Source organism: Hymenobacter puniceus (assembly GCF_014333525.1).
In the GTDB taxonomy this organism is placed as follows: Bacteria; Bacteroidota; Bacteroidia; order Cytophagales; family Hymenobacteraceae; genus Hymenobacter.
Genome location: NZ_JACSCX010000001.1, coordinates 340,060 through 360,855 on the forward strand (window position 1 = coordinate 340,060; position 20,796 = coordinate 360,855).

The window sequence follows — 20,796 nt, forward strand, 5'->3', positions numbered from 1 at the left end:
ACCAAGGAGATTTAGTGCGCGGCAATACTGGTTCTATGTAAAGCTTAGGGCTTACAAACTATCCGGCACGGCCAGTGGAGCTTCGACGTTATTAAGCTGCTCCAGCAGGTTGTCGGCCACGATGGTATCTACGGGCTCAGCTCGGCGGCGGCGCGGCTCCGATTCGCTTACGCAGATGTACTTGCGGGATATTTTACCGGGATATTTCGGGAACGGGCCCATGGTGATGCCCAGGTCTTCATCTTCGTAGACTTTTTCCATGTACTTGCCGAAGATGGGCAACGCCGTACGGCCACCTTCGCCCTGCTGCGAGCCCTGGAAGTGAATACTGCGGTCTTCGCCGCCCACCCACACGCCGGTCACGAGGTCCTTGGTGACGCCCATATACCAGCCATCGGAATAGTTGGACGTGGTGCCAGTTTTACCGCCGATCTGGTTGTCTTTCTTCCACAGCTCGTATTCCCACAGCGCCTGCGAGGTGCCACCGGGCTCGTCCATGCCGCCGCGCAGCATGTAGAGCATCAGCCATGCCGTTTCCGACGGAATGGCGCGTTTCTGCCGGGGGTCAAACTGCTTGATGACGTTGCCGTTGCGGTCTTCGATGCGGGTCACGATCATCGGCTCGCTCTGGAAGCCTTGGTTGACGAAGGTGCTGTAGGCATTCACCATTTCGTACACGCTCACATCGCCGCCTGAGCCCAGCCCGATGCTGGGCACCGACAGCAGCGGGCTCTTGATGCCCACTTTGTGCGCGTACTTGGCCACATTCTGCCAGCCCACGCGCTCCGTGAGTTGGGCCGTCACGGAATTTACGGAGCGGGCCATGGCGTGGCGCAGCGTCATGTTGATGCCCGTGTATTCGCGCGTTACGTTGTCGGGCTTCCACTCCATATCCTGCCCGTTCTCCACATAGTTGATGGTCACCCGCTCGTCGCGGATACGGTCGCAGGGCGCGTAGCCGTTGTCGAGGGCTGTGAGGTAGACGAAGGGCTTGAAGGTGGAGCCAGCCTGGCGCTTGCCCTGCTTCACGTGGTCGTACTGGAAGAAATCGTAATCCAGGCCGCCTACCCAGGCCTTGATCTGGCCCGTGAAGGGGTCCATGCTCATCATGCCGGCGTGCAGGAAGTGCTTGTAGTAGGCCAGCGAATCGAGCGGGGAAAGCAGCAGCGTGGTGTCGCCGTCGCCTTTCCAGGTGAATACTTTGGTGGGATGCTTGGCGTTGAGAGCCTGCTCCAGCAGATCGGGGCGGCCTTTGTAGCGGGCAGCCAGCTCCTTGTACTGCTCGGTGCGCTTCATCTGGGTTTCGATGAAGCCGGGAATTTCGTTGCCGTCCTCGTCCACCCAAGGGTTGGAGTTGCGGTTTTTCCAGAACCGGTCAAACTGCTGCTGCAGCCGCTTCATGCGGTCCTGCACCGACTCCTCGGCGTACTGCTGCATCCTGGAGTCGATGGTGGTGTAGATTTTGAGGCCGTCACGGTACATATCGTAGCCGTTCTTTTCACACCACTCATTCACGAACTGGCTCACAGCGCCACGGAAGTAGGTAGCCGGGCCGTCGATGTGCTTTTCCACCTGATATTTCAGGGCAATCGGCTGCTGCTGTAAGGCAGCCACCTCGGCGGCGGGCAGCATGCCGGCCTGGCCCATGCGCGTGAGCACCAGGTTGCGGCGCTTGCGGGCAGCCTCGGGGTGGAAGCGCGGATTGTAGGCGGTAGGGTTGTTGAGCATACCCACCAGCATGGCGGCCTGCTCGGCGGTGAGGCTGTCGGGCGAGGTGCTGTAGAAGGTTTTGGCGGCGACCTTGATGCCGTAGGCTTTGGAGCCGTATTCCACAGTGTTGAAGTACATCCGCAGGATTTCCTCCTTGGTGTAGCGCCGCTCCAGCTCCACGGCCGTCAGCCATTCCTTGGTTTTGCTGACCAGCGTGCTCACCACCGGAATGTAGCCCAGGCCGCCCCGGGTTTCGCCACGACGGGTATTGTAGAGGTTTTTGGCCAGCTGCTGCGTGATGGTGGAGCCGCCGCCGCTTTTGTTGCCCGTCACGACGCCCGAGGCAGCGCGGGCCAGTGCCGTCAGGTCGATGCCGGAGTGCTCGTAGTAGCGCACGTCTTCGGTGGCAACAAGTGCCTTGATCAGCAGCGGCGACATCTTGCTCAGCGGCACTGGCACGCGGTTTTCGCGGAAGTATTTGCCAATCAGCACGCCGTCGGCGGTGTATATTTCGGACGGCTGCTCCACCTTAGGGTCTTCCAGCTCCTCTAGGCTCGGCGACTTGCCGAAGAGGAACATGAAGTTCATGCTAACCAATATGGGATAGAGCAGAAAGAAGCCCACGCCCACCACAAAAGCCGCCCAGGCTATCCGCGACAGGCGGTTTGACCAGGGCCGGCGCGGCCGGGGAGCAGTTGACTTTGGGGCTTGCGGAGCGGACATGCAGGGTGATTAGGACGGCAGGCTGGCAAAGCAGCAGCCAAAGGAACCACAAATATACCAGATAGGTGCGGCCCCAGCTGTGCAAAAAGCACTGCCGTTTTCATGGTGGCGTCGCGCAGACCTGCGGCAGAATTGGCTGGCTGCGCCCGGAAATTAGGTCAGCAGCACGAATACCAATAGTAGCATCAGCAACCCGGTTGCTATTGCCGCCCCGCCAGCTGCTATTGCCCACATCAAACGCCAGGCCGGATGCTGCACTAGCAACGCCACACGCCACAGCCACACCATCGTCAGCAAGGGAACCAGCACCACGCATAACTTCCAGATTATTTGTGCTACTCTTACTGCAGCCGGGGTGTTTGGGAAAAGCTCTTTTTCAAGTTGAATGCTGCAAATAGCGCCCACAAACAGGCCCAGTACCCACCACAGCGCTACTGGCAGTTGGCGCAGGGCGCGAGCGGCAAAGAGTTGCAGGGAGTTCATCATATAAACCAGTGACATAGTTTACCCAAACAAACTGTCGCCATCAGCCCGCGGCTCGAACTCGAACGGAACCGCCATCAGAAAAAGGAAAAACGCCAGCATTACTATCTGGCCGATGCCCAGCAACAGCAGCAACACTGCCGCCAACCGTTGCAAGTGAGCCGGCCATCCGGGTTGCAAATGGCGGGCGGCGGCTTGTTTCAGCAGGTGGCTGGCTAGAAATGGAAACAGCAACAGACACGGGCCGCCCACCCACACTAGCAGACTGGTGAGTACCGGGAAGGCATTGTGCGACGTGGGCAGCAGGCTGCTTAGTACCATTGTTGCGGCGCTGCCCGCCGCCGTCACCCGAAACAGCCGCTGCGCCAGCGTCGCCTCCTCGGGCCACAGAAGTTGGAGCCAGCTCATACCTGTGCCGCCTCTTCCTGGGCTTCATAAAAGCCGATTTGCCGGCGCAATGGCTCCAGACCATGAGCGGCGTACTCGGTGAGGCGCCAGTGGCGGATGGGCTGGGTGCGGCGGCCCCGGCGGTAGTGCGCAGCCAACTGCGGCCACAATTCCGGCGTGAGCAGGCCCAGCGCCAGAAACCCAACGCTCGTAACCGACAGGTCGCCGTTGCCGCACATGAAGGCCTTGAGCTTGAGTTCGTCTTCCGGCGTCATGTCGTAGCCGAGCAGCACGTGTTTGAGGTCGTGGTCTTCGTAGTGCGGGATGAGCTGTAGCTGGTGGCGCTGGAGCAAGTCGGCCACGCCGCGTCCCAGTGTACCGGGCGGCAGCGTCTGCAGATACTGTTGCTGCACGGCCACGTTCTCGCAGCCATACAGGCGCTGGAAAATTGGAATCAGAAATGAGGTGCGGGCGTGCTCGATGGTCTTGCGCGCCAGTTGCTGGTAACGGTTCAAAGGCGCCGTAGTGAGTTGTTGAGGCATGGAGTTAAGGGGGAAAGTCAGAAGTGAAAACAGAGGGCTGAGGGCAGAAAATCAGCTTAGCACAATCAAATACAGCCACGCCACATAGCATCCCGCCACTATCAGCAGCAGGTGAAAAACCAGGCACAAACCCAGCACCAGCTTCCGGTTGAACTCCACTTGGAGCGGCTCGGCCTGCCACATCAGCCGGGTTGCCCACCGCCACACGACGTAATTGCTCCATAAAGGCGCTGCCGCCAAGGTGTAGCCCACTGCATTCAACAGCGTGTGGTGGCCCTGCCAGTCAGCCGTACCCGACAGATACCAGCTTGGCAGCACTATCAGCACCCACAGCACGGCGCACACGGCTATCAGCACGCTCAGGGCGCGGCCGGCGGAAGGCGGGGCGGCCGGCCGGGGTTGGTAGCCGGATTTTGGAAAGTCGTTGGACAGGATTCGCATAGTTGTCATGGTATTAGAGGCTAGCCAGCGCCGCCGCGCCCTGCGGCGACCAAAGCATCATCAGCGAAAACACCACGCCCAGCAGCACCAGCAGCAGCACACTGGTAGCGGGCACCACCGCCCGCACCAGGCGCAGGCGGCGCGAATCGGGGTCGGCGGCGCGTTCCTGCCAGGCGAGCAGGCCGGCCAGCGCCGCTACGTCGCCGATACAAATCAGCAGGGCAACGATGGTAAGGGAGAATTGCAGCAGCATGATATGGTGGGCTAATGAGGTGATGGATTGGTGCCGTCATCCTGTGCTGGCGAAGGTTCTTTTCACTATTGAGTTACTATCAGACGACTCCTTCAAGCGTGATAAGGTCCTTCGCAGGTTCAGGATGACAGGGTTTCACTGCGTCAGTTCCTGGTAGGCCTGCCAGTCGGCGTAGGTGTAGCTGGGCCAGTTGCGGGCTGCTTGCAGGGCGCGGAATTCCTGCAGCCGCTGGCGTAGCTGGCGCTGGGCTTCCAGCGGCTCCAGCTTCTCCCAGGTGCCGTCGTACACTTCGTGCACCAGGTGGCGGCGGGTCAGCACGTCTTCATGAGCAGCCAGTTCGGGCAGCACCCGGTTGGGCATTTCCAGCAGGAAGCCGTAGTCGAGTGTGTGCAGTTGGGGGCGCAGGTTGTAGCGCGCAATCCAGATTTCCCAGTTGCCGACGGCCAAGCCCAGCAGCAGCAAGTAGGCGGCTAGCGCGTTCAGGCGCACCAGCGAGTAGGCCGAGCGGCGCTGCCAGATCTTGAGCAGCACTGTGGCCAGCCCGAAGAAGGTCAGCAGCAGAAACCCGTACACCCCAATGCGCTTGTAGGCCAGGCCCGTGTGCAGGATGTAGTAGTAGTTGCGCAAGCCCACCGACACGGCCAGCACCGCATTCTGCAGCACCCACACCGTAGCTAGGCTGCGCAGCACCGGCAGGCCGGGCTTATAAAAATTCAGGTTGCGGCGGAAAAACCACAGCACAATACCCATGGCTACCAGAATGCTCAGAATGAGCACGTAGGTGCCTTCATGCACAAACTGCGTAAGGTCGAAGCCAGGAGCCGGCTCGAAGCCAAACCACAGCCAGTTGATATCAATGGCATTGACAGCCAGCAGCAGCACGTTCACCAGCACCAGCAAGCTGAGCGCAATCAGGTATTCCTTGCGCAGGTCGAGGGCCCGGAAGCGCTGTTCGCGGAAATCGGGCTGGCGCACCCCAAACGAGGCCACCCGGTTTCGCTGCCGCCGAATGAACTCGCCGAAGCGCGACTCCGAATCGGCGAAGTAGTGCACCGGCACTAGTACCAGCGCGGCCCCGGTCAACAGCAAACCCAGCCCGAAAAACAGCAAATGCGGCACCGACAAATCGGCAAACAGCGCCGCCAGCCACTCCCCTACCCAGTCGAGCACTTGGCCGGCCGCCGCCTCGTAGCGCGGATTGGCAATCAGAAACAACACGTGAAACACGCCCAGCGCCAGCAGCGGCACGCCCAGCAGCCGCCCATAGTACCAGCTGCGGCCGAAACGGCTGCCCAGGTCGCCGGGCAGGCGCAGCAGCGTTAGCAGGCGCGGCACCACCTGCCCGGCACTGGCCAGCGCCGTAGCCAAGGCGTATACCACCAGCTTTAGGTGCGGCTGGTTTACGTAGCCCAGCCACACCGCCAACGACGCCACGCACGCCAGCAGCGCCGCCCCGGAGCCGTACCAGGCCACCATGGCCGCACTCAGCAGCGTGCCCACCAGCGCCAGCCGAAACCCGGCGGAGCGCCACTGCGGCGCATGCCGCGGCAGCCCAGCCAACGTCATGGCTACCACCAGCAGCGTGTAGAGCAGCATATTCAGGCCGGACCGCTCGTGCCAGAACAGCAAGTCGAAGAGGATGGCGCCAACCGGCAGCGCCACTTTCTGCAGGGTGCTGAGCGTGAGGCGCGGGGCCGGCGCGGCCGCCGCAAAATCAGCAGAGGAAACAGGCAGTGAGGAGTTCATGAATCGAAAGCGTGAGGTGAAAATGGAAGCTGGTTAGAGTAGAATCACCTGCCAAATGTCAGGCAGCATTGATTTTTAAAAGAACTTTGCATTACAAAGCAAACGGGCAAAAAAAGAGCCTTTACCCCCGCAGTAATTTTTCCAAAGCCGCCAAATGCTCCTGAAAGGCCATTTTGCCATCAGCGGAGGCGGTATAGGTGGTGTTGGGCTTCTTGCCCACAAACTGCTTGCTAACTAGCACATAGCCCGCCTTTTCCAGCGCCGACACGTGGCTGGCCAAGTTGCCATCAGTCAAGTCCAGGGTTTCCTTGAGGTCGTTGAAGCTCACCGCTTCATTAGCCATCAGCACGGCCATCACGCCCAGCCGCACGCGGTGGTCAAAGGCTTTATTGAGCGTGTGAATGACGTGTTTCAAGGATAGTTGTCAGTTGTTGGTTGTTAATTGTCAGTTGCTGATTGTCGGTCGCGAGGTTTGGTTGCGACTAACAACTGACAACCAGCAACTAACGACTCATTTACCGTTCGTAACGGTTGTACATGAGCAGGCCGTAGCCGATGTGGCCCAGGCCGAAACCCAGGGCAAAGAACAGCAATCCGGCTCCGGGCAGCAACACCGCCAGCAAACCCAGCGCTATCTGCGTGAGACCCAGCCACCGAATTTCCTCCAGTGTGTACTTGCTGGCGTTCAGCAAAGCCAGCCCGTAGAACAGCAGCAGCCCCGGCACCACCAAACTTACGGCCCCACGCACAAACAGCGCCAGGCAAAACAGCCCGCCCGCTATCAGCGGAATTGCCAGGCTTAGCGCCAGCCGCCGCCCCAGGGCGGTCCAGAGCGGCTGCCCCTGGTGACGCGCCCGACGCCAGGTGAAGAAGGTAGCCACCAGCAGCGCCGCCACAATAATGCCGGCAGCCAGCCCTACCAGATATGGCAGCACTAGTAGCCGCTCGGCCTCGGTGCTTTCCAGCAAACGCAGGTAGCCGGTGGCCCCGTATTCGCGGCGCAGAAACCAATGCCCGGCCCCGGCTCCGGCCAGCGCTACCACGCCGGCCCCCACCCCACTCAGGCCACTCAACGAAATGAAGCGGGAGGACCGCTCCATAATGGCGCGAATCTCGGTGAGTTGGGCTAACGGATCTACGGCAGGCTTCATCATAGCTAAAAGCACTTTGTATTGCAAAGCACAACAAACAATTGCTTCTTTGCAAGCAGTAACCTTAACTTATTTTTTATGCAGGCAGATTCTCGGGCTCTGGCCCGGCGGCACATGTGGCTATCGTGGTTGTGGGGGATGTATGGAGTGTGGGCGTTAAGCATAACTACAGGCCTTATCGTGGCCTTCACCAACTCTACGCCCGATGAGTTGCTGACAGCACTAGCCTATGGGCTACTGCTTGGTTTCGTAATACCAATGGCATTTCTTGGGCTACCTGCGCTTCTTGGTGTACTGGGGCGACGGGTATTTATGCAACAGGCCTTTGCCCACTATTCCCATTCGCGACGTCAGTTGCTGTTGCGCACCGCATTGATATTTGAGTGCTCTGTGCTGTTGTGCTGGCTACTGTGGGAAATATTTGCTGGCCTCGTCATGCCGCATGTCTTCCAAGAACTGCCACTCCGACATTTTTTGAGCACCACCATAGCCTTCTTCGGCCTGAGTCTGCCGTGGCTACTTTCCTCTTTGGCCGCGGCATGGTGGGTTACGCAGCCTCGCCTTCTCAGCCAACCCAATTAGAGAATCAGCGAGAGAACACAGCTCAAATTGGGGCTGTGGATTCCCAAACAAGTCCATTATCAGCCAATCTAGGCCTTTTTATCAGCGCGTAAGTATGCAGACATCCAGATCAAAGCAGTTCTGGTGACCAACTACCATTTCATCTTTTGCTATGCGTTCCTTTACATCCATCATCTCCTCTACTGTTCTACGTGCGCTTGTCTTGTGGATTATGAGCAATTTGGGCGGCACGCTATTGCTGGGCCTGACCCTGGCTTTCGGCCGGATTGAGGATGCTTCTATTGCGCTGGTAGCCGGGCTGCTGGCCATTATTATCACGCTGCCGCTGGTGCCGCTGGCTGTGCCGTTTCTGGCCTTGCTGAGCCGTTTGCAGCTTAACTGGTCGCGGCGTACGATGGCGGCGCTGGGCGTAACGCTGTTCTTTATGCTGGCGCACCAGTTGCTGGTAGTGCTGCTGCCGTTTCTGTCGTCGTTGAGCTTGCTGGAAATGACGGCCCCGTATCTGGTGGCTGCCTGGGCTACCGTTTTCTGGCTCTACAGCCCCGAAGGCCAGCACCGCACCAGCCGCCAGCTGTGGGTACGGTGGGCACGTGCCCAGGCCAGCGCAGTTCTGCGTATGTTCCGGCGTGAAATTACGCCTTCAGTTATTTGAGTTCGAAGACCTGCCCTGGTTTCCGCGCGTAGTGCGGGCCGGCATGATGGACTACCTGCGCTTCATGATATCCACGCTGCGCACCTACCAGCCCATTGTGCCGCTGCTGCGCCAAGCCCTGCATGCCACCCGCCAGACCCAATTACTGGAGCTGTGTGCCGGGGCCGGCGGCGGCACCGAAGGCGTGCTACGTAGCCTGCAAGCCACCGGCCTGCCCGCCGCCCACGTCACCCTCACCGACCTGTATCCGCAGCCGGCCGCCTGGCAGCTACTGGCAGCCCGCACCCCAGGCCTCTTCTATTCTCCCGCTGCCGTAGACGCCACCGCCGTGCCGCCCGACCTGGCCGGGTTCCGCACGGTATTTTCGGCGTTTCACCACTTCCCGCCGCCGCTGGCCGAGGCTTTGCTGGCTGATGCTGTGCGGCAGGGCGCCGGTATTGGCATCTTTGAGGGGGCTGGCAAGCACTGGCTGGAAATTCTGCTGGCCTGGACGGTGCTGCCCATCGCGCAGCTGCTGATTACGCCTTTCATCCGGCCCTTCCGCCTAAGCCGGCTGCTGCTCACCTATGTGGTGCCACTCATTCCGCTGTTTACCATCTGGGACGGCACCGTGTCCATCCTGCGCATGTACCCGCCGGCGCAGCTGCTGGCCCTGGCCCACCGCGCCGATCCGCAGGGCACGTTCCAATGGCAAGCCGGCAAAGTGCGCCACTGGTGGGGCCCGCAGGTCACGTATCTGATTGGCGTACCGGCTGAGAATTAGTAATTGATAATTAGTAATGAGTAATTGGAGCTTCTTTGGCGCGAGGTAGTGCGTTAGCAAATTCCAACCAGTTGCTTGGCCTGCTTTGCTCCAGATACGGGCTTCATCGTCTCTAATTACTCATTGCTAATTGCTACTTACTACTTACAAAAAGGCCCTGCCGCTACTCCGGATTCCGTTTTCGGTGTACCTAATGCCGGTGTTCTGGTTTGGGCTGAGCGCGTTGCGGGAGCCGTTTAGTGCGTGGCAGGCGGCGGGCGTGTTTGTGGTGCTGCACCTGCTGGCCTACCCCGCATCCAACGGCTACAACTCCTACTACGACCGTGACGAAGGCAGCATCGGCGGCCTGAAAAGCCCGCCCAAAGTATCCGAAGAGCTGCTGCATCTGGTGTATGCCTTCGATGCGCTGGCGGTGCTGGGCGGTTTGTTGCTGAATCCGTGGTTTGGGATGCTGGTGGCAGTGTACCTACTCGTTTCCAAGGCCTATAGCTACGAAGGCATCCGGCTGAAAAAGTACCCGCTGCTGAGCACAGCCGTGGTGGTGGTGTTCCAGGGCGCTTACACGTTTATGATGACGCAGGTTGGTGCCGGCGCTGGCTATGCGCAACTCACCGAGCCCACCAACCTGCTGCTGGCGCTGGTGAGCAGCCTGTTTCTGTGCGGCTCCTATCCGCTCACGCAGGTGTACCAGCACCAGGAAGACGCCCGCCGCGGCGACCGGACGCTGAGTCTGCGCCTCGGCATCCGGGGCACGTTTGTGTTTGCGGCCGTTGGGCTGCTGGCCGGGGCAGCCGTGCTGGCGTATGCGCTGTGGGTACGGCAGGAAGCGCGCCATCTGCTGGTGTTTCTGGCGGCCACCGGACCGGTCGTGCTGCTGTTCGGGAGCTGGGTTCGGGCTGTGTGGCAAAACCCCGCCGCCGCCGACTTCGAGCACACCATGCGCATGAACCAGGTATCGTCGTTGTGCATGAGTGCGGCTTTTATTCTGATGCTGCTCTGGTAGTTCTTTCCCAACAGACCACTCCTAAACCGCGTATGCAGCCCTGATTCACCTCAGACTTTCTGCTATGCGAATTGCGCTGTTTCTGCCCACTCTCGGTCTGCTGGCTGCCTGCTCCACCCCCGACGCCAGCCAATCAGGCACTACTACCCCGGCCGGGGATTCTACGGCCCGCCTCGAACCCATGGATACGGCGCGCGCCAGCACCGCCACCCCGCAGGCCGACACGCTCAAAACCGTGCGGCGGCGCCATGTTTTCTCTGCTCCTGCTTCGCCCGATGAGTTCAAGCTGACGCTGCGCGGCAAAGACGTGCTGACCGGCCAGATTACGTTCACCATCACCGACGCGGCCGGGCAGGTCATCTTCCGCGAGATGCTTACGCCTGCCGACCTAGAGGCCAGCATGGTGTATGAGATGCAGAAAACTACCGTTGGGCCCGCTGAGCGCGAGGCCTACGTGCGCCGCCGCATGGACGAGTTTTTCGCCGATAAAAACTTCCGTCAGCCGGCCCTTACCACCAAAGATGCCTACCAGGAAGGCGGCGCCGACCGCACCGTCTGGGCCGAGTTGCAGAAGCGCCCCGACGCTGTAGGCTTCCAGTATCTGGTAGGCAAGGAAGACCGCCGCCGCATTGCGTATTCGCCCGGCACCAAGCAGGTAGTGCAATTGCCGGGCTTCGGTAGCTAAACAGTTCTTCCGAGTGCCATTCACCCAGTAGCGCGCACTTTGTAGTTCGCGTCCTCGTGCCGTCCGGAATCGTTGAAACGGCGCGGGGACGCGAACTACAAAGTGCGCGCTACGGCTCATTTACAGCTCAGATACTGCACTCAGAATGATAGACTACCCGGCCTGCTCCAGTGCCTGGGTCAGGCCATCGGCAAATGCCTCGTAGGGCTGGTAGCCGCGCGCCAGCACATAACCCTGGTTGCCGACCCGCAGAATGGTGGTGGGGAAGCCCTGCACCCCGATTTTGGCTACGGCCGCAAATTCCTGCTGGGTAGCCTGAGCGGTTTCCGGCAGGGCTAGCTGGCGCAGAAACGCTGCACCATCAAGGCCGTAGGCGGTGGCCAGGGGCAGGTAAGTTTTGGGCTCGTTGAGGTCGGCGCCGTCGCGGAAGTAGGCCACCTGCACATCGTGGGCAAAACTGGCGGTATCGGGCTGGTTGAAGTGGCGGAAGGCACTGATGGCCCAACTCGGCGGCGCCGAATCCTGTACGCGGCTGCCCTCGGCGCCCACAGCCCGAAACGCCTCCCCAAACTGCACGCCCGTCACGCGCTCCACTTGCGTTAGTGCCCCGCTGATATAGTCCCAATCGTCGCGGATGGGGCCTACTTGTTCGCCCGTCACCATGCCGCCACACAGCACCGATACCTCCACGCGGCCCGCAAATTCCTGCCGCACCCGCTGAATCACCGGGCTCATACCGTAGCACCAGCCGCACAGCGGGTCGAAGAGGTAGAGCAGTTCGGGAAGGTCGGGTGTTGGTTGGATGGGGGGCATGCGGATGGATAATTAGGGTAAAGAGAGTCAGAAACACATAAAACCAGAACGTCATTCCGAGCGGAGCGAGGAATCTGACCAGTATAGTGAATGATTCTACTACACTGGTCAGATTCCTCGCTCCGCTCGGAATGACGTTCTACGTTTTTAAACGCCGTCTAGCCGTTCATGGCCAGCAAGAATTCGCTGTTGTCCTTGGTGCCTTTCATGCGGTCTTTCAGGAACTCCATGGCCTCAGCGGGCGTCATGTCGGCCATGAACTTGCGCAGCACCCAGATGCGGCTCAGTTCCTCGCGGCTCATGAGCAGGTCCTCGCGACGAGTGCCGGAGGCCGGCACGTCGATGGCCGGGAAGATGCGCTTGTTGGCCAGCTTGCGGTCCAGCTGCAGCTCCATGTTGCCGGTGCCCTTGAATTCCTCGAAAATTACTTCATCCATCTTCGAGCCGGTTTCAATCAGGGCCGTGGCGATGATGGTGAGCGAGCCGCCGTTTTCCACGTTGCGGGCCGCGCCGAAGAAACGCTTGGGCTTGTGCAGGGCGTTGGCATCCACACCACCCGACAGAATCTTGCCGGAAGCCGGCTGCACGGTGTTGTAGGCCCGCGCCAGACGCGTAATCGAGTCGAGCAGAATCACCACGTCGTGGCCGCACTCCACAAGGCGCTTGGCCTTATCCAGCGCAATGCTGGCGATTTTCACGTGGCGGTCGGCGGTTTCGTCGAAGGTGGAGCTGAGCACCTCGGCTTTCACCGAGCGGGCCATGTCCGTAACTTCTTCCGGGCGTTCGTCGATGAGCAGGATCATCAGGTACACCTCAGGATGGTTTTCGCTGATGGCGTTGGCAATTTCCTGCAGCAGCACCGTTTTACCGGTTTTCGGTTGCGCCACAATCAGGCCGCGCTGGCCTTTGCCGATAGGCGCAAACAGATCCAGAATGCGGGTACTGTACTGCGTGGACTTGGTGGATAGCTTGAGGCGCTCCTCGGCAAACAGCGGCGTGAGGCTGCTGAACGGCACCCGGTCACGGGCGTCTTCCACGGCCCGGCCGTTAATGGTTTCCACTCCCACCAGCGCGTAGTACTTCTCGCCTTCGCGCGGCGGCCGGATGGTGCATTTCACGGTGTCGCCGGCCTTCAGGCTGAACAGCTTCACTTGCTGCGGCGCCACATAAATGTCGTCGGGCGAGGACAGGTAATTGTAGAACGGGCTGCGCAGGAAACCGTAGCCGCCGTCGGGCATCATCTCCAAGGTGCCTTCGCCGGGCACCACAATATCGAAGTCGTTGCGCTGGCGCTGCTGTTGCGGCGCGTTGCCAGCGTTTTCTTGGCGGCCACCTTCCTGGCGGCTTTCTTGGCGTTGCTGGCGCTGCTGCTCGCGGGCGGCGTACCGTTCTTCGCGGCGCTGCTCCCGGTCGGGGCGAGTGATTTCAGAGCGGGCGGCGTCGCCACGCTCCGAGCGTTGCACGTCACGGTCGAGGCGGTCGGCGCGGCTGGAGTCGCGCAGGGCGCGGCCCGGGTCGCGCTGGTCACGGTCGGGGCGGGCAGCTACGTCGTTGCGGAACTCACGCGGGGCATCGGCAATGCGGGCCACGTCGCTGCTGCCGTTGCGCAACTCGCGGCCGTCGCGGGCCTGCTCCCGCTCGCGGGGCTGGTCGCGGATTGGGCGTGCCACACCATCAGTGCGTTCGGGCCGGAAGATGCGTGGAGCTGGGGCTACTGCTACATCCGAAACTACTTCGGCTACTGCCGCAGCAGCAGGAGTATCTACTACAGCTGGCAAGGCGGCTACTTCGCTGAAAGCGGCAGCTACCGGGGGTACCACCGCTACCGGAGCTACATCCGACTGGCTGGCATCTACTACCTGACCGTTGCGGCCCGACGATTCGCGGGAGCGGCGCTCAGGGCGCTGGTAGGCTTTTACAGGACGCTCAGCCACAGGCTCTGGGGCAGACTCTGAGCCAGAGCCTGTGGCAGGCACTACGTCATCGGCGGCAGCGGCAACAGCTACCGGAACTGGAGCGGCAGCAGTCTCAGGCACAACGGCCACTTCCGGGCTGGTGGCGGGGGCTTTGGCAGCGCGGCTGCGGCTTGCAGCTGGCCGGGCGGCCGGAGCAGCGGCCGGCGTTTCAGCTACGGCCGCCACCGGCGCCGCTTCGGGAGCAGCCGGGCGGGCTTTAGCGGCTGGTTTCACTTTGACGGGTAGCTTGTCGGCGGGCAAGACGGCCTGCTGATCGAGAATCTTATAAATCAGATCCTGCTTGCTAAGCTTTTTAAAGTTGCCAACGTTGAGCTCTTCCGCAATTTCTTTCAACTCAGAAAGAAGGCGGTCTTTCAACTCTTCAATAGTATACATAGAGGCAATGAGGGAGGAAAATTCTGGCGGGGGCCCATCCAACAGCGGGACATTGCCTCAGATTCAGGCAATGCCCGGGAACCGCAGGCGCGGCGTTCAGCACGGGGATATGTTCGAAAAGGAACAGCGGGGTGGTAGTAGGCGGTGGCGCTGGAAAATATCCACGGACCGGACGTTATGAAAACCAACGACGGGCCCGGCATCAGCAGCCGGCTTGTTAACGCAATGTTAGCGCAAACCCGCCGAACTGCCAAACCCCTTGTTACATTTTGCGGATTTCATGCCAACCGCTGCTTTTGACAGCGCTTTTCCCTGCAGCCTACACGGTTAGCTCAGCCAAATGAAGGGGGTGGCGTTGGCCTTGAAACGGGACTTTGCCCCGTTAGGTTCAGCCCATACCTACTGGCAGCACTCACCGATATATAGCGGCGGCATAGAATCTGCCGAATCATTCGGCTACTTTTGCAGCATCCTCTACCGCGTTTTCTGCCCTTATGCTACAAGTTTCTGTCCTGAAAGAGCACACCGAGGCCGTACTGGCCGGGCTAGCCAAAAAGCATTATAAAACGGCCGAAGCCGACGTACAGGCTATTCTGGCGCTGGACCAGCGCCGCAAGGAGCTGCAAACCACCCGCGACTCGGCCCAGGCTGAGGCCAACGAGCTGGCCCGCCAGATCGGGGGCCTGATGAAGTCGGGCGACAAAGCCGGGGCCGAAACCCTGAAAGCGCGCACGGCCGAGCTCAAGCAGCACACCAAATCTGCCGACGACGAGCTGACGCAGGTGGAAGACGCCTTGCAGCAAACACTCTACAAGCTGCCTAACCTGCCCCACAGCAGCGTGCCCGAAGGCCGCGCTGCCCAGGACAACGAGGTGGTGCGCGAAGGCGGCCAAAAGCCGGAGCTGCCCGCCGATGCTCTTCCTCATTGGGAGTTGATCAAGAAATACGACATCATCGATTTCGAGCTGGGCAACAAGATTTCCGGCGCGGGCTTCCCGGTGTACAAGCGCCAGGGCGCCCGTTTGCAGCGGGCCCTCATCAACTTTTTCCTGGACGAAGCCCGCGACGCCGGCTACGACGAGGTGCAGCCCCCGATTCTGGTGAACGAGGCCAGCGGCTACGGCACCGGCCAGCTCCCCGACAAGGAAGGCCAGATGTACCACGATGCCAAGGACAACCTCTACCTGATTCCGACTTCGGAGGTACCGATTACCAACCTCTACCGCGACGAGATTGTGCCGGTCGAGCAGCTGCCGATCCGCAACACCGGCTACACGCCCTGCTTCCGCCGCGAGGCCGGCAGCTGGGGCGCCGATGTGCGCGGCCTCAACCGCCTGCACCAGTTCGACAAGGTAGAAATCGTGCAGATTACGCAGCCCGAGAACAGCTACGCTGCTCTGGATGGCATGGTAGCGCACATCGAAGGGCTGCTGCAGAAGCTGGAGCTGCCTTACCGTATCCTGCGCCTCTGCGGCGGCGATATGGGCTTCACCTCGGCCCTCACCTTCGACCTGGAAGTGTGGAGCGCCGCGCAGGGCCGTTGGCTGGAAGTATCGTCGGCCTCGAACTTCGAAACCTACCAAGCCAACCGCCTCAAACTGCGCTACCGCGGCGAGGGTGGCAAAACTCAGCTGCTGCACACGCTCAACGGCTCGGCCTTGGCGCTGCCCCGCATCGTGGCGGCGCTGCTCGAAAACAACCAGACGCCCGACGGCATCCAACTGCCCAAAGTGCTGCACGGCTACTGCGGCTTCGAAAAGATCGGGTAACACCAATGAGAGCGAATAAGCCAGTAAAAGGATACCATAGTGGAGTATGGTGTCCTTTTACTGGCTTTACTTCCGTCTATGAAATCATTCCGCTGGCTTGCCAGCTTCCTTCTTATCTCCACATCATGTATCAGCTTAAGCGAAGAGGAGCTAAACGGTCCTTACTACGTGGATCAGGATCCGGCAGCGTCTTATAAAACACTCTATTATCGCTGCATGAATGGTTCGGACTACGAAAGAGTGCGGAATGTTCAGAAAGTTGGCTATACAGCGGATTACATTTTTGTCAGCTCAACTAATGGTCTTTATTATATCATTAGGGCGCAGGATCAGCCTTCAGATATTGGCAATCCGTCCGTGCAAAAAGCTATCCACGGACCACTAACCCAATTTCAGTTTAAAGTAGCACTGGATAGCCTAAATTTTGCTGGTTTCACTTTTTAATACTCGGCCATCTGCTCATCTACGTAGCACCACGCCCATTGCTCGCCGGGCTCGGCTGAGGTGACGACCGGATGCGTGGTGGCATGGAAATGCTGAGTGGCGTGCTTGTTCTTGGAAGAGTCGCAGCAGCCGACGTGGCCGCAGGTCTGGCATACGCGTAGGTGCACCCACGTATCGCCGAGAGCTATACACTCGGGGCAGACGTGGCCAGCGGGTGTTGGAATCAGAATTTCGAGGGCGGCGAGATGCTGGCAGAGCGGCATATCAGGAGGTTTTGGTGGCTATACTGTGGCTTCGGCTAGTACCGTGACGATGTGGAGGCCGCGCATGAGGGTTTTCTGCACCGGGCACTTCTGCGAGATGACGTGCAAGCGCTGACGCTGCTCGTTGGTGAGCGGGCCCAGCAGACGCAACTCCTTTTCCACCTGTTCCAGCATTTCGCCGGGCTGCTCGCACTTTTCGCAGTCCTGGGCGTGCACGCGCTGGTGGCGCAGACGCACCTCGATGCCTTCGAGCGGCCACTTTTTCTGGGTGGCGTAGAGGCGCAGCGTGATGGCCGTGCAGGCGCCCAGCGCCGACAACAGCAAATCGTATGGCGTGGGGCCACGGTCCTGGCCGCCGACTTCGGCAGGCTCATCCACGAAGTAGGTGTGGCGGCCGGCATGCACATCAGCTAGCAGCGCCTCGGGGCCTACGGTTACGAGCACGGATTTATCGGGCGTATCAGACATCGGGCGAGGGATTTAGCGGAGACAGAATGTACGCATTTCGCCCGGCTTTTGCTTTAGCGCCCGTCCTGAGTTGGTGGCAGGTCCAGGTTGAACTGAATGTCGCGCATGCAGCGGAAGTGGCCTTGCGGGCACTTCTCGTAGCCGATTTTCGAGCAGGGCCGGCAGCTTAGGTTGGGCACTTCCAACACCCGAAACTCGGTGCGGTACGGATACATGCCGAATTCGGGCACCGTGTTGCCCCACACGCTGAAAATCTCCTTGCCGAAAGCCGCCGCAATGTGCATCAGGCCGGTATCGTGGCTGACGACCAGGCTGGCCTGCCGCACCAGCGAAGCCGACTGGTTGAGGCTGAACTTGCCGCAGGCGTTGTAAATAACTGTTGGTTGATAGTTGTTGGCGGCTGGCTGTTTGGGGAAGTAGTACGGGCTGTCAGGGATGAGCGGCGTGGGGGCGGGCGACACGGCAGCGCCGTTGTCGAAGGCCAGCTCTATTACGTGGCCGGTGGTTTCGTCTTCGGGGCCGCCCAGCAGCACCACCGGGCGGCGCAACAGGCCGCACAGCTCGATAATACGCTCCACGGGCAGCCGCTTGGTGGCGTGCTGCGCCCCGATGGCAAACGCCACGTAGCCGCGCCCGAATACCGGTGGCAGCACCTGCGTCACGTCTACTTCATCGGCTTCCGGAATGAAGTAGTCCAGTCCTTTGCCGTCGTTCTTCACGCCGAGCGGCGCGGCGGCGGCCAGGTAACGGTCCACGATATGCACGCGCGGCATGGTGTGCAGCTTCAGGTTCACGAGCAGCCATTTGCGCCAGTTTAGCTTATCGAAGCTCGCCGAGCGCACGCCCAGCCGAGTTTTGAGCAGCATAGTGCGCAGGTTGTGGTGCAGGTCTATTACGAAATCAAACTGCTCGGCTTTCAGCTCCGCCACCAGCTCTGTGAGCGAGCCGGTGAGGCAGTGCACTTTGTCCACGTACGGGTTGCTTTTCAGGATGCCGCGGTAGCCGGGCTTGGTGCAGAAGTGCACCACGGCCCCCGGCACCTGCTGCTTCACGGCCCGAATAACGGGCGTGGTCAGCACAATGTCGCCGATGGAAGAAAAGCGCAGAATCAGGATTTTCATGGGAGAGTAATGAGGTGATGAAGTAAGTGGTGATGAGGTAATGAGCCTTGACGTTTTATTCACCTCATCACCATTTACTTCATCACCTCATTACTTCCTCACCCAAACAACGAATCCTTGAACTCCAGTGGGGGCTTGATGGCAGCTTTGCGCTTAGCGAAGTACTCGGCCACTTCCGCCGCTGATTTAGCGTTGAAGGTCATTTCCTTGGTTAGCCCTCCCTTACGGCCCATAAATACGCCGTAGCGCATGTCGGCGTAGCCGTTGGTGTGGTGCGCGTCGGGGTTGATGCTGAGCTGCACGCCTTGATCCAGCGCGTAGCGCACCCAGCGCCAGTCCAGGTCGAGGCGGTAGGGGTTGGCGTTGATTTCGATGATAACGTTGTGCTTGGCGCAGGCATCGATGACGGCTTTGTGGTCCAGTGGGTAGCCTTCGCGGCGCAGTAGCAGCCGGCCTGTGGGGTGGCCCAGCATAGTGGTGTACGGGTTTTCGATGGCTCTCAGCACCCGCGTGGTGGCTTTGCGCTCGTCCATCTTCAGGTTGGAGTGCACCGAGGCCACGATGAAATCGAAAGTTTCTAGCACCGTGGGCGGATAGTCCAGCGAGCCATCCGACAGAATATCCGACTCGATGCCCTTGAAGATGCGGAACGGCGCCAGTTCCTGATTGAGCTCGTCGATTTCGCGCTGCTGCTGGCGCACGCGCTCCGGCGGCAGGCCGTTGGCGTAGTGCGCCGCCTGCGAATGGTCGCAGATGCCGAGATACTCATAGCCCTGGCCCTGCAGAAAGGTGGCCATTTCGCGCAGGCTGTGGCTGCCGTCGGAGTAGGTGCTGTGGTTGTGCAGGGAGCCGCGCAGGTCGGCGTCTTCCAGCAACTGGGGCAGCTTGTTTTCGCGGGCCAGCGCCAACTCGCCGAGGCCTTCGCGCAGCTCGGGCTCCACATACTGCAGGCCGGCGCGTTCGTAGAGAGCCTGCTCGGTGGCGAATTGTTCGCGTTTCAGCCACTGGCGCAAAGTGGCGGGCTGGCCGGGCTGAGGAGTTTCCAGCAGCGGTTCGGCCAGGTGGTTTTCGGCGGCCGTGCTCAACAGCAGCTGGTTGGTAAAATCAGCCGGCGCCACCAGCAGCACTTCCACTTTCACGCCCGAGGCCATGGCCGTGCCGCGCCAGGCAAACGGGCCGCTGCGGCGCGGGTCGGGCGTGAGGCCGTCGAGGGAATTGAGGGTTGCGTGGGCGGCGGCCGGATCAGCAGTGGCGGCCACCAGCCCAACGGTTTCCACGGTTTCGAGGCGGCGGCGCACTTCGCCCGCCACGGCTGCTTCCGTTACGCCAGTAGTGGCCTGCAGGCGGGTCAGGAGGTCGTGGGCCAGCTCTTCGGCCTGCGGATAGAGCAGCTTGCCGCGGCTCTGGTCGGTGAAGTCGAGGGCTTCGAGGATGGCTTGCTGGGTTTTTTGGCCGAAGCCTTTGAGCTTGCTCACTTCGTCGTTCTGAGCGGCTTCACGCAGCTGCTCGGCGCCCTCAATACCCAGCTCTTTCCACAGGCTGCGGATTTTCTTGGGCCCGATGCCTTTAATGCGCAGCAGCTCTACCACGCCGGGCGGCGTAGTGGCCAGCAGGCGCGTGAGTTCCTCAAACGAGCCGGTATCCAGCATTTCGGCCACTTTGGCGGCGGCGGTTTTGCTGAGGCCAGTGCGGTCGGGCAGGCCCGTGCGGTCGAGGTCGGCCACGGGCACCGTCAGCTGCTCCAGGGCGTTGGCGGTGCCTTCGTAGGCCCGGATCTTGAACGGATTTTCCTCGTGCAGCTCCATGAGCTGGGCGGTCAGGCGAAAAGCACGAATCAGGGCGCGGTTATCCATAGCAAACAAAGGTAGTTTGTGGTGGGTAGTTTACGGCGGCCCAAACCCTGGCCCGCCCGATTTCTTTACATTCGTTGCCGGGCAGCGCCGTATACGGCTGTGGCCCCGCTTTGCGCCTCCCTCACCTTTTATTCTCCCCAAAGTTTATGCGCCTGTTCACTGTTCTGGCCGCGCTGAGCGTCCTGCTCCTGGCTGCCACCTGCCAGCCCGGCACTTCGGCCTCGTCCCCGCTCCGCCAACTGGAGCATACCTGGCTGCACGCCCACGAAGAAGACCAGGGCGACGTGCGCGTGTACCGGCCCAACACCTACGCCTTCCCTCCTTCCCGCGGCCGCACCGGCTTTGCCTTCGAGCACAATGGCCTGTTTACGCAGTTTGATATTGCGCCTACCGACGGGCTGGAAGGCCGCAAGGGCACGTGGAAAGCCGAAAACGACCACACCCTGCTCATCTCCCTCGACGACAAGAAAGACCCCGATTATCGGCTGGAAATCGTGTCTTTGGAAAACGACGTGCTGAAAGTGCGACGGGTGGAAAAGTAACCGCCTAGTGCAACGCCTCGGCCGGCAGATGGCTCTTGTAGGTAGCTGGTT

The 20,796-nt window shown here is 60.6% G+C and carries 23 protein-coding genes; 8 read left to right on the top strand and 15 right to left on the bottom strand.

Annotation, left to right across the window (positions count from 1 at the left end; all coding sequences use genetic code 11):
- Window positions 1-51: 51 nt before the first annotated feature.
- The 9 genes from H8B14_RS01395 to H8B14_RS01435 all read right to left on the bottom strand — a co-directional run bounded on the left by H8B14_RS01395 (window position 52) and on the right by H8B14_RS01435 (window position 7,439).
- A complete protein-coding gene (locus H8B14_RS01395) occupies window positions 52-2,433 on the bottom strand; it encodes a transglycosylase domain-containing protein (protein ID WP_222840525.1) in 2,382 nt (793 codons plus the stop codon).
- A gap of 153 nt (window positions 2,434-2,586) precedes the next feature.
- Window positions 2,587-2,934, bottom strand: a complete 348-nt coding sequence (locus H8B14_RS01400) for a hypothetical protein (RefSeq protein WP_187313842.1) — start codon at window positions 2,932-2,934, stop codon at window positions 2,587-2,589.
- Window positions 2,935-2,937: 3 nt separating this feature from the next.
- Window positions 2,938-3,324, bottom strand: coding sequence for a hypothetical protein (locus H8B14_RS01405; protein WP_187313843.1), 387 nt, complete (start codon window positions 3,322-3,324; stop codon window positions 2,938-2,940).
- Complete coding sequence (locus H8B14_RS01410; RefSeq protein WP_187313844.1) at window positions 3,321-3,845, bottom strand: hypothetical protein; 525 nt, start codon at window positions 3,843-3,845, stop codon at window positions 3,321-3,323. The genes H8B14_RS01405 and H8B14_RS01410 overlap by 4 nt, the downstream gene beginning before the upstream one ends.
- Window positions 3,846-3,896: 51 nt before the next feature.
- Complete coding sequence (locus tag H8B14_RS01415; RefSeq protein WP_187313845.1) at window positions 3,897-4,295, bottom strand: hypothetical protein; 399 nt, start codon at window positions 4,293-4,295, stop codon at window positions 3,897-3,899.
- A 4-nt stretch (window positions 4,296-4,299) separates the two neighbouring features.
- Window positions 4,300-4,539: a hypothetical protein gene (locus H8B14_RS01420; protein WP_187313846.1), complete on the bottom strand. Its 240-nt coding sequence runs from the start codon at window positions 4,537-4,539 to the stop codon at window positions 4,300-4,302.
- Between the two features lie 135 nt (window positions 4,540-4,674).
- Window positions 4,675-6,285 (bottom strand): DUF4153 domain-containing protein, encoded by a 1,611-nt coding sequence (locus H8B14_RS01425; RefSeq protein ID WP_187313847.1) that lies wholly within the window; start codon window positions 6,283-6,285, stop codon window positions 4,675-4,677.
- A gap of 121 nt (window positions 6,286-6,406) precedes the next feature.
- Window positions 6,407-6,700 (bottom strand): winged helix-turn-helix domain-containing protein, encoded by a 294-nt coding sequence (locus tag H8B14_RS01430; protein WP_187313848.1) that lies wholly within the window; start codon window positions 6,698-6,700, stop codon window positions 6,407-6,409.
- Between the two features lie 100 nt (window positions 6,701-6,800).
- Window positions 6,801-7,439 (bottom strand): hypothetical protein, encoded by a 639-nt coding sequence (locus H8B14_RS01435; RefSeq protein WP_261989842.1) that lies wholly within the window; start codon window positions 7,437-7,439, stop codon window positions 6,801-6,803.
- A gap of 177 nt (window positions 7,440-7,616) precedes the next feature.
- On the opposite strand from H8B14_RS01435, the gene H8B14_RS01440 reads away from it, so the two are divergent.
- The 5 genes from H8B14_RS01440 (at window position 7,617) to H8B14_RS01460 (ending at window position 11,121) form a co-directional block, all read left to right on the top strand.
- The gene (locus H8B14_RS01440) at window positions 7,617-8,018 is read left to right on the top strand and encodes a hypothetical protein (RefSeq protein ID WP_187313849.1); all 402 of its coding nucleotides are present in this window, start codon (window positions 7,617-7,619) and stop codon (window positions 8,016-8,018) included.
- 211 nt (window positions 8,019-8,229) lie between these two features.
- The gene (locus tag H8B14_RS01445) at window positions 8,230-8,670 is read left to right on the top strand and encodes a hypothetical protein (RefSeq protein WP_187313850.1); all 441 of its coding nucleotides are present in this window, start codon (window positions 8,230-8,232) and stop codon (window positions 8,668-8,670) included.
- Window positions 8,645-9,433, top strand: a complete 789-nt coding sequence (locus H8B14_RS01450) for a class I SAM-dependent methyltransferase (RefSeq protein WP_187313851.1) — start codon at window positions 8,645-8,647, stop codon at window positions 9,431-9,433. The genes H8B14_RS01445 and H8B14_RS01450 overlap by 26 nt, the downstream gene beginning before the upstream one ends.
- 130 nt (window positions 9,434-9,563) lie before the next feature.
- A complete protein-coding gene (locus H8B14_RS01455; RefSeq protein WP_187313852.1) occupies window positions 9,564-10,436 on the top strand; it encodes a UbiA family prenyltransferase in 873 nt (290 codons plus the stop codon).
- Between the two features lie 64 nt (window positions 10,437-10,500).
- Window positions 10,501-11,121, top strand: a complete 621-nt coding sequence (locus H8B14_RS01460; RefSeq protein WP_187313853.1) for a hypothetical protein — start codon at window positions 10,501-10,503, stop codon at window positions 11,119-11,121.
- Window positions 11,122-11,274: 153 nt separating this feature from the next.
- Here the strand turns inward: H8B14_RS01460 and H8B14_RS01465 are convergent, their stop codons facing one another.
- Window positions 11,275-11,934: a DsbA family protein gene (locus tag H8B14_RS01465; RefSeq protein WP_187313854.1), complete on the bottom strand. Its 660-nt coding sequence runs from the start codon at window positions 11,932-11,934 to the stop codon at window positions 11,275-11,277.
- A gap of 158 nt (window positions 11,935-12,092) precedes the next feature.
- Window positions 12,093-14,285, bottom strand: coding sequence for a transcription termination factor Rho (gene rho, locus H8B14_RS01470; protein ID WP_187313855.1), 2,193 nt, complete (start codon window positions 14,283-14,285; stop codon window positions 12,093-12,095).
- A gap of 494 nt (window positions 14,286-14,779) precedes the next feature.
- Here rho and serS point away from each other — a divergent pair, with 494 nt between their 5' ends.
- Window positions 14,780-16,054 (top strand): serine--tRNA ligase, encoded by a 1,275-nt coding sequence (gene serS / locus H8B14_RS01475; RefSeq protein WP_187313856.1) that lies wholly within the window; start codon window positions 14,780-14,782, stop codon window positions 16,052-16,054.
- Between the two features lie 78 nt (window positions 16,055-16,132).
- A complete protein-coding gene (locus H8B14_RS01480; protein WP_187313857.1) occupies window positions 16,133-16,498 on the top strand; it encodes a hypothetical protein in 366 nt (121 codons plus the stop codon).
- Here the strand turns inward: H8B14_RS01480 and H8B14_RS01485 are convergent.
- The 4 genes from H8B14_RS01485 to H8B14_RS01500 all read right to left on the bottom strand — a co-directional run bounded on the left by H8B14_RS01485 (window position 16,495) and on the right by H8B14_RS01500 (window position 20,203).
- Window positions 16,495-16,761, bottom strand: coding sequence for a UBP-type zinc finger domain-containing protein (locus H8B14_RS01485; protein WP_187313858.1), 267 nt, complete (start codon window positions 16,759-16,761; stop codon window positions 16,495-16,497). The two genes, H8B14_RS01480 and H8B14_RS01485, sit on opposite strands and share 4 nt — an antisense overlap.
- Window positions 16,762-16,779: 18 nt before the next feature.
- Window positions 16,780-17,229, bottom strand: a complete 450-nt coding sequence (locus H8B14_RS01490) for an OsmC family protein (protein WP_187313859.1) — start codon at window positions 17,227-17,229, stop codon at window positions 16,780-16,782.
- Window positions 17,230-17,282: 53 nt separating this feature from the next.
- Complete coding sequence (locus H8B14_RS01495; protein ID WP_187313860.1) at window positions 17,283-18,350, bottom strand: glycosyltransferase family 9 protein; 1,068 nt, start codon at window positions 18,348-18,350, stop codon at window positions 17,283-17,285.
- Between the two features lie 98 nt (window positions 18,351-18,448).
- Window positions 18,449-20,203, bottom strand: coding sequence for a DNA polymerase/3'-5' exonuclease PolX (locus tag H8B14_RS01500; RefSeq protein WP_187313861.1), 1,755 nt, complete (start codon window positions 20,201-20,203; stop codon window positions 18,449-18,451).
- A gap of 146 nt (window positions 20,204-20,349) precedes the next feature.
- Between H8B14_RS01500 and H8B14_RS01505 the strand changes: the two genes are divergently transcribed.
- Window positions 20,350-20,745: a hypothetical protein gene (locus H8B14_RS01505; RefSeq protein ID WP_187313862.1), complete on the top strand. Its 396-nt coding sequence runs from the start codon at window positions 20,350-20,352 to the stop codon at window positions 20,743-20,745.
- Window positions 20,746-20,796 lie beyond the last annotated feature (51 nt).